Genomic DNA, 5,596 nt, shown 5'->3' with positions numbered 1-5,596 from the left:
CCTGTCCAGGACGCACTGGCTGAGGTCCTTTCGCTTTTTCCTTGGTTATCCACCAATCGGTTTTCGACCTGACCATGCCGATTTCGGTCATTTCCTGTACGGATAAACAGCGTCTCGCATTTTTGCGAAAGGAGCCGACGCGATGCATGTCGAAGGCGCAGGTCGAGTTGAAATACTCCCCGCACGTGCCGCAGAAGCAGTGATCACCCGTGAGCTTGCGAGTAAGTGGCGGCATCAGTGCATCCCCAGCTGCTCGTCATCCAGCGGCCCTGGGACTTCGTTGCCATCTCGCGCCCCGCCTGACTCTCCCGCATCCATCGGCAGTTCCGGTTGCGCTTCGATCTTCTCGACGAGTTTGCCGAAGCGGATCGAGGCGGAAATATCGCGCCCCAAATTGTCGTACAGGATTCCGACCTCCTGGCGACTGGGATGACTTTGCAGTTGCACCTTGAGCTCGCACATGCCGCCGGTCTGCGGCGTGATCTCGATCTTGGCAAGATTGCAGGCGAGCTTGACCGCCTCACTTTCGCCATCGAAGAACAGCGACACTGACGAGTCGCGAAACTTGTGCGTGATGTGATAGGTCGGCACTTCCGGCATTGCTGGTTCCGGTGGGCGTTTCTTGGTGTCGAACAAGCGCGCGTAGACATCGCGGCCGAAGAATTCGTTGGTCTCATCGCGCGTCAGCATGAAGCCCGAGATGCCGTAGTCGGCCGCGGATTTCTTGTCATCGCCGTCGAACTCTGCGCGACCGTTCATGCCGCGGAACTTGCAACCACGTTTCGGCAGCGACAGGTGATTTTTACTCGCCATGATAGGTTCTCTCCCTTCGAGTGTTTGATAGGTTCTACAGTTCCAACTGCTGCACTTCGCCGCCGTCGATGTAGGCCTGATCGCAAAGAAATCGCTGCGGCTCATCGAAGCTGTGCATCTTCAACTGCCGGCTCGTCTTGTCGTAGGCCAGATCGAATTGCCCGATCCAGTTGGTGTCGCCCCGCTGCTTCCAGAGTTTCAGCACCGAACCGAATGGCGCCTCGTGGATGCGCTCGAGCGTCAGCACCAGATCGGCTTGGGCGACGATGTCCTGCGCGCCGCGAATGTCGTACAGGTCCATCGATTCGCGCGAGTTCGCGGTTTTGCGCGGATGCGCGATCAGGTGGATATGCGATTGCGAGATACGCGCCAGGCGCCCGAGCATGTTGCCCATCTCGCGCTGCCCTTCGTAGTCGTCGATGCGTAGGTTCAATCGCATCAGCGAATCTATGACGACTTGCGTAATACCGAAACGCTCGACCGCGAATCTCACAATCCCCATGAGCACGGTCGGGTCGATCATCTCCGTGGAGTCAAAAACGTACAACTGCTCGTCGAACGTATCGAGAGCCCACTCGATCAAGGCAGGCTTGGGCGAGCGCGTGAGGGAAGCCATGCAAATAAATTCACGCCACACGTCGATTGGTTCCTCCTCGAGCGACACGAACAGCACGCGCTGCTTGAGCTTGATCGCATGCAGCATCAGCTGGCGCAAGAACGCAGTCTTGCCGCTGAAGGTGGGCCCGGACCAAATTGAAACCTTGGCGGGCATGAAGCGCACCGAGCTGTGCGTCTCGGCCCACGGCAGCGTCAAACCTTCCTCCAGCGAGGGGCGAAATTGTTTGATCAAGCCTTGCGCGATTTCATGCCGTGCACTGAGCACGCGAGAATCGCCTTGACGCTTGCCCAGTTCGAGCAGCCAGTCGTGATTGTCGCGCGTGACCGAAAAACTTTGCGCGCGCGTGACCGAAAAACTTTGCGCGAGGATTTTGTCCTGCTCGCGATGGATGTTGATAGGTTCGTTCATACGTTGATAGGTTCTTCGATCGCGCGCTGACGCGGATCAATCACAAGCTGAGCGGGATGCCGGCCCTTGCGGTCGATCAGTTGCAGGATGTGCGGCTTGTGCTCGGCCAGTTCGATGCAGATGTCAGACCACAGCGAGAAGGGCAGATGCGTGGATATCAGCACGCCGAGGTCTGCGAACAATTCGGCGTCACGCCCCAGAGCGATGCGCGGATGATGCACGATCGCGTAGAGGCCTCGTTCACCACCGCGCGACCATGCGGCGATCTGCTCGTCCTCGGTAAGCAGGATCGGTCCGACCGGCCGTGTGCCAGTTTGGCGCATGAGTTTCAATTCACGTTTCCACGCCGGGGTACCACTTCGGTAAGCCACTTTTGTCCTCCCGTTTTGCTTTGGCGCTGCCATTGGGCTTCAGCTCGAACAATCCCTGATAGCCCTCTGCGATCGATTGCGCAACCACTGCCGCCTGATCCGGACCGAATCGGGTGAGCTTCTCGCAGGCAGCTGCGAGACTGGGCGACTTGATGGGTTTTTTGATTTCACGTCGGTAGGTCTCCCAGCGCATCCATGCATCCAGATCCAGGCCCGGTGTGGCCAGCGCACGAGCGCGAGATTCGAGGTTGTCCGGTTTGGCAGTGCGCGATCCCCTCCCCCTTGCATCCCCCTCCTGATCCTCTCCTCTCCTCTCCAATCCCTTCCAATCCGCAGCCGCTTTTTGCGGAGGACTCGCCGAGGACTCGCCGAGGACTCGCCGAATCCTCTTGGAGTCGTCGTAGAGGGGTAGGCGAGGCTTCGCGGGTTTATCTATTTTCTGGTGTTTCCTAAAACCGTTGATATATAAGAACTTTGACTCGCCATCCTGGTATTCAATCAATAGCTCGTGCTGCAACAATTCCTGAATGAGCGGCTCACAGTCGATTTGATCGTAGGGGAACGCCTGCGCCTTGAGTTGTTTCGCGGATCGATCGAGGTGACCGTGATCGTCGGAAAATGTCCAGCATGCGACGAATAGTAGGCGAGCACTCGGCGAGCACTCGCCAACTTTCGCGTCTGTCCAGAATTCGGGTTTGATCGAACGGATACGAGCCATCACAACAACCCGTAAATCGGGTGTGATGGAGATTGATTTGGCATGGGGCCGAGACCTCTCAAAACCGCATAAAAAGGAGAGCCGAAATCCGAAGGAATCCTCCGGGGTCTCAGGTCGGTGGTCCGTCAAACTCGCGAGGTTTGTCGGATCCCGGCCCTCACCTCCGAGATTACATAACCGTGACGCCGTCAGCAAATTCCTACGTTGTGCACATGGCCTTGACTTTCAAGATTCAGCTGTTTTGTGCTCGTCCTGATGCCCTTCTGCCTTGACGCAACGCTTTTCGCCCTTGAAATATTCGCAGCGCAGCCAGTGCGGCGGCGAGCCCTTGGGCTGAGGCTTGCTGCGCGCTTCGAGCTGAGCCAGCTCGGATTTGAATTGCCAATTATCTTGCGCTCTCATACATCAATTCCCATTGCTCGTGCGCGACGACGCCAGGCGAAGAAACGCGCTCTTGCACGGCGTTTTTCCACGGTTTTCCAATAATAGGCGCGATGGTAGGTACGGCGTTTCATGGATCAATCCGGATACACGTCCGGCCGCTGAATTGTCCTGGAAATGCCGTACTTTTCCTCGATGCGCAGCACCCACTCGATCGGAATGAGCTTGAGTCTTCGGGCACGGGAGATCGCTGGCCGCTTGCGGCCGATGGCATCGGCGAGCTTGGCGGGCCCGCCGGCGGCCTCGATGGCCAGTTCGATCGCAGCTTTTCGACTTTGTTGCGCTTTTCTCATGGCGGTTATTTTACAGTTCATCGCCCGGTATGCGTCAACGTGACGCGCGTCTCAGTCACAGCACTTGCGCCCAGTTAACTCATCGTTCATAGTGGGCACGTCGAATCAGCACAACCTTTGCAGGAGTGACGACAAATGAACCGCTACTCGAAAATCGAATTGACCAATGATTTTCACGAAACCTCGATCACCTTGCGCGCCGCGCACGGCAAACTTTCGTTGCGACAGGTCAGGCGCGCGAAGCGTGCGTTGTGCGGACATGCTGCCTGCATATGCGGTGATGCTCTTGGCACGCGAGGCGCGCAGCCAGTAGAGATTGAGATGCTCTACGACAGAGGCATTCTGATCGGCGCCGAGGTGCGAGCGATATCGCGCGACATGGGATTGTACTGGAGTGAGCAGGATGAGCGCGCCGCCCTCAACGAGCAACACGCCCAGATGACGGGGCAATCATGAGCACCAAGCTCACCGACGCACAGATCCTGGCCCTGCAGCGCTGGGTTTTCACCCGCCAGGGCGTGCGGTCCAACTGGAAGGTGAAGCTCCTGGATGCCTGGGAGCGCGCGGGTGAGGGCATCACGGATTACTCCCCCGAGCTGCAGCAGCTGCGTAACCAGTGCGGGCCCTCATGGCTCGTGAAGCAGTCCGCGCAGAGCATCGAGCGCATGGGCGTCAAGGCGGTGCGGGAGTGAGTGCTCACACGCCGGGACCATGGCACGTTGGCGGCATCTTTATGCCGAATTCGGATGATCCGCGCGCCAATGTTTGGGGACCGACACCACAAGGATTTCAGAGTGGCCTCGTCATTTGCAAAAAAGCGAAACCAATGGATGCCAGGCTCATCGCCGCCGCGCCGGATTTACTTCGAGCCTGCATCGAATCGCGCAAACTCGGCATGAAGATCTATCACAACGCCAACGCTCACGAGGCAGCGATGGATTGGGGGAAGGTCAAGGCATTGATGGATGCAGCGATCGAAAAAGCAGAGGGCAAGGCGGTGCGAGAGTGAGTGCCCCCACCGCCCTGGACATCAAGCTGGCGCGCCACGCTGCGAAGTTACTGCGCGCCGATGGTTTCAACGCCAGTGCGGGCTGTATCGAGTTGCTGTGTGATCACGTGGAATCGACAGGGGAGAAGACGGACCAGCGGTCATCGGTAGCCGCTGGTTGCAAAGCCTCAGACCGGCCGGCTGAGGTCGTCGAGAGTCCGGCCACTCTCTCAGAAACCGACATGCGCGATCTGTGCCGGCGCTACGGCGTGGACTACGATCAAGAGGCCAGCGTCATGATCTACTTTCGCGAGACCAAAGAAAGATGGGTGCTGCGCATGGATGATGTGTGGGAGCGCTGCCCCTGAGCCGTCTCACGATTGCGTGGTTGATCGTGACCGCTGTCGGTTGGTCAGTGACGATGGTGTATCTTGGATCATTGTTAGGCGCATGCAAATGATCCGCGCCGTGCGCTGCGCCGCCTTCCTGGCCGCCATGGCGCTCTTCATCGGCTGGGCGCTGTTCGTCATTTTGTTTTCCTGGATCGGTGGCAAGGCCACGGATGAACGACAGGAGCGCGGGGAATGATAGGTCCCGGCAAATACGATACTCAGTGCACATGGGTGCGCAAAGAGCTACAGGCCGAAGGTGTGATCCTACTTGTCATCGGTGGCAAACACGGTGCTGGTTTCAGCGTGCAGGCGTCTCTCAAACTGATACTTGAGCTGCCGCGCCTATTGCGTGATGTAGCCGATGAAATCGAGAAGCGTGGGGTGGCAGGATGAAACGCAAAGCCGAGGTCGATGCTCTATTAGCGATGGCGGCGCAGTTCACCCGCATGGCGCTGCGCCGGCACGCCTTCAGGTCCAGCCGCTCAGCGCTTCGATACGGATACGCGGCTGGCTTCATCGCCGCGCGCAAGATCTCCAAGGACAGGGCGACACC

13 protein-coding genes are annotated in these 5,596 nt (G+C 58.3%); 6 read left to right on the top strand and 7 right to left on the bottom strand.

Annotated features, from left to right (window positions below):
• The 7 genes from WCB02_RS25060 to WCB02_RS25030 form a co-directional block, all read right to left on the bottom strand.
• Positions 1-235 (bottom strand): hypothetical protein (locus WCB02_RS25060; protein ID WP_423962405.1); only part of this gene is annotated, 235 nt, incomplete at its 3' end.
• On the bottom strand, positions 235-918 hold the full coding sequence (locus WCB02_RS25055; RefSeq protein WP_423962403.1) for a hypothetical protein: 684 nt from the start codon (positions 916-918) through the stop codon (positions 235-237). The genes WCB02_RS25055 and WCB02_RS25060, both read right to left, overlap by 1 nt.
• Entirely contained in the window at positions 848-1,840 is a 993-nt protein-coding gene (locus WCB02_RS25050) for a hypothetical protein (RefSeq protein ID WP_423962401.1), read from the bottom strand. The genes WCB02_RS25055 and WCB02_RS25050 overlap by 71 nt, the downstream gene beginning before the upstream one ends.
• Positions 1,837-2,163 carry a hypothetical protein gene (locus WCB02_RS25045; RefSeq protein ID WP_423962400.1) on the bottom strand — a complete coding sequence of 109 codons (327 nt, stop codon included), beginning with the start codon at positions 2,161-2,163 and terminating at the stop codon, positions 1,837-1,839. The genes WCB02_RS25050 and WCB02_RS25045 overlap by 4 nt, the downstream gene beginning before the upstream one ends.
• 10 nt (positions 2,164-2,173) lie before the next feature.
• Positions 2,174-2,929 (bottom strand): hypothetical protein, encoded by a 756-nt coding sequence (locus tag WCB02_RS25040; RefSeq protein WP_423962398.1) that lies wholly within the window; start codon positions 2,927-2,929, stop codon positions 2,174-2,176.
• Positions 2,930-3,154: 225 nt separating this feature from the next.
• Positions 3,155-3,331, bottom strand: coding sequence for a hypothetical protein (locus WCB02_RS25035; protein ID WP_423962396.1), 177 nt, complete (start codon positions 3,329-3,331; stop codon positions 3,155-3,157).
• 116 nt (positions 3,332-3,447) lie between these two features.
• Positions 3,448-3,663, bottom strand: a complete 216-nt coding sequence (locus WCB02_RS25030) for a chaperone (RefSeq protein WP_423962395.1) — start codon at positions 3,661-3,663, stop codon at positions 3,448-3,450.
• Positions 3,664-3,798: 135 nt separating this feature from the next.
• On the opposite strand from WCB02_RS25030, the gene WCB02_RS25025 reads away from it, so the two are divergent.
• From WCB02_RS25025 to WCB02_RS25000, 6 genes are all read left to right on the top strand, one after another.
• On the top strand, positions 3,799-4,119 hold the full coding sequence (locus WCB02_RS25025) for a hypothetical protein (RefSeq protein WP_423962393.1): 321 nt from the start codon (positions 3,799-3,801) through the stop codon (positions 4,117-4,119).
• Positions 4,116-4,355: a hypothetical protein gene (locus WCB02_RS25020; protein ID WP_423962392.1), complete on the top strand. Its 240-nt coding sequence runs from the start codon at positions 4,116-4,118 to the stop codon at positions 4,353-4,355. The genes WCB02_RS25025 and WCB02_RS25020 overlap by 4 nt, the downstream gene beginning before the upstream one ends.
• Positions 4,352-4,672 carry a hypothetical protein gene (locus tag WCB02_RS25015; RefSeq protein ID WP_423962391.1) on the top strand — a complete coding sequence of 107 codons (321 nt, stop codon included), beginning with the start codon at positions 4,352-4,354 and terminating at the stop codon, positions 4,670-4,672. The genes WCB02_RS25020 and WCB02_RS25015 overlap by 4 nt, the downstream gene beginning before the upstream one ends.
• The gene (locus WCB02_RS25010; RefSeq protein ID WP_423962388.1) at positions 4,669-5,019 is read left to right on the top strand and encodes a hypothetical protein; all 351 of its coding nucleotides are present in this window, start codon (positions 4,669-4,671) and stop codon (positions 5,017-5,019) included. Before WCB02_RS25015 ends, WCB02_RS25010 begins: the two co-directional genes overlap by 4 nt.
• An 88-nt stretch (positions 5,020-5,107) precedes the next feature.
• Positions 5,108-5,239, top strand: coding sequence for a hypothetical protein (locus WCB02_RS25005; RefSeq protein WP_423962385.1), 132 nt, complete (start codon positions 5,108-5,110; stop codon positions 5,237-5,239).
• Entirely contained in the window at positions 5,236-5,436 is a 201-nt protein-coding gene (locus WCB02_RS25000) for a hypothetical protein (protein WP_423962384.1), read from the top strand. Before WCB02_RS25005 ends, WCB02_RS25000 begins: the two co-directional genes overlap by 4 nt.
• Positions 5,437-5,596: the final 160 nt, after the last annotated feature.

The organism is Bradyrhizobium sp. (assembly GCF_049581145.1).
Lineage (GTDB): Bacteria > Pseudomonadota > Alphaproteobacteria > Rhizobiales > Xanthobacteraceae > Bradyrhizobium.
This window is presented reverse-complemented; position numbering and strand designations above follow the sequence as displayed.

What these genes read in the sequence shown, in the direction of transcription:
- WCB02_RS25050 (WP_423962401.1), bottom strand. Translation starts at nt 1,840, where the DNA reads ATGAACGAACCTATCAACATCCATCGCGAGCAGGACAAAATCCTCGCG.
- WCB02_RS25020 (WP_423962392.1), top strand. Translation starts at nt 4,116, where the DNA reads ATGAGCACCAAGCTCACCGACGCACAGATCCTGGCCCTGCAGCGCTGG.
- WCB02_RS25055 (WP_423962403.1), bottom strand. Translation starts at nt 918, where the DNA reads ATGAGCCGCAGCGATTTCTTTGCGATCAGGCCTACATCGACGGCGGCG.
- WCB02_RS25040 (WP_423962398.1), bottom strand. Translation starts at nt 2,929, where the DNA reads ATGGCTCGTATCCGTTCGATCAAACCCGAATTCTGGACAGACGCGAAA.
- WCB02_RS25030 (WP_423962395.1), bottom strand. Translation starts at nt 3,663, where the DNA reads ATGAGAAAAGCGCAACAAAGTCGAAAAGCTGCGATCGAACTGGCCATC.
- WCB02_RS25005 (WP_423962385.1), top strand. Translation starts at nt 5,108, where the DNA reads ATGATCCGCGCCGTGCGCTGCGCCGCCTTCCTGGCCGCCATGGCGCTC.
- WCB02_RS25045 (WP_423962400.1), bottom strand. Translation starts at nt 2,163, where the DNA reads ATGCGCCAAACTGGCACACGGCCGGTCGGACCGATCCTGCTTACCGAG.
- WCB02_RS25035 (WP_423962396.1), bottom strand. Translation starts at nt 3,331, where the DNA reads ATGAGAGCGCAAGATAATTGGCAATTCAAATCCGAGCTGGCTCAGCTC.
- WCB02_RS25000 (WP_423962384.1), top strand. Translation starts at nt 5,236, where the DNA reads ATGATAGGTCCCGGCAAATACGATACTCAGTGCACATGGGTGCGCAAA.
- WCB02_RS25025 (WP_423962393.1), top strand. Translation starts at nt 3,799, where the DNA reads ATGAACCGCTACTCGAAAATCGAATTGACCAATGATTTTCACGAAACC.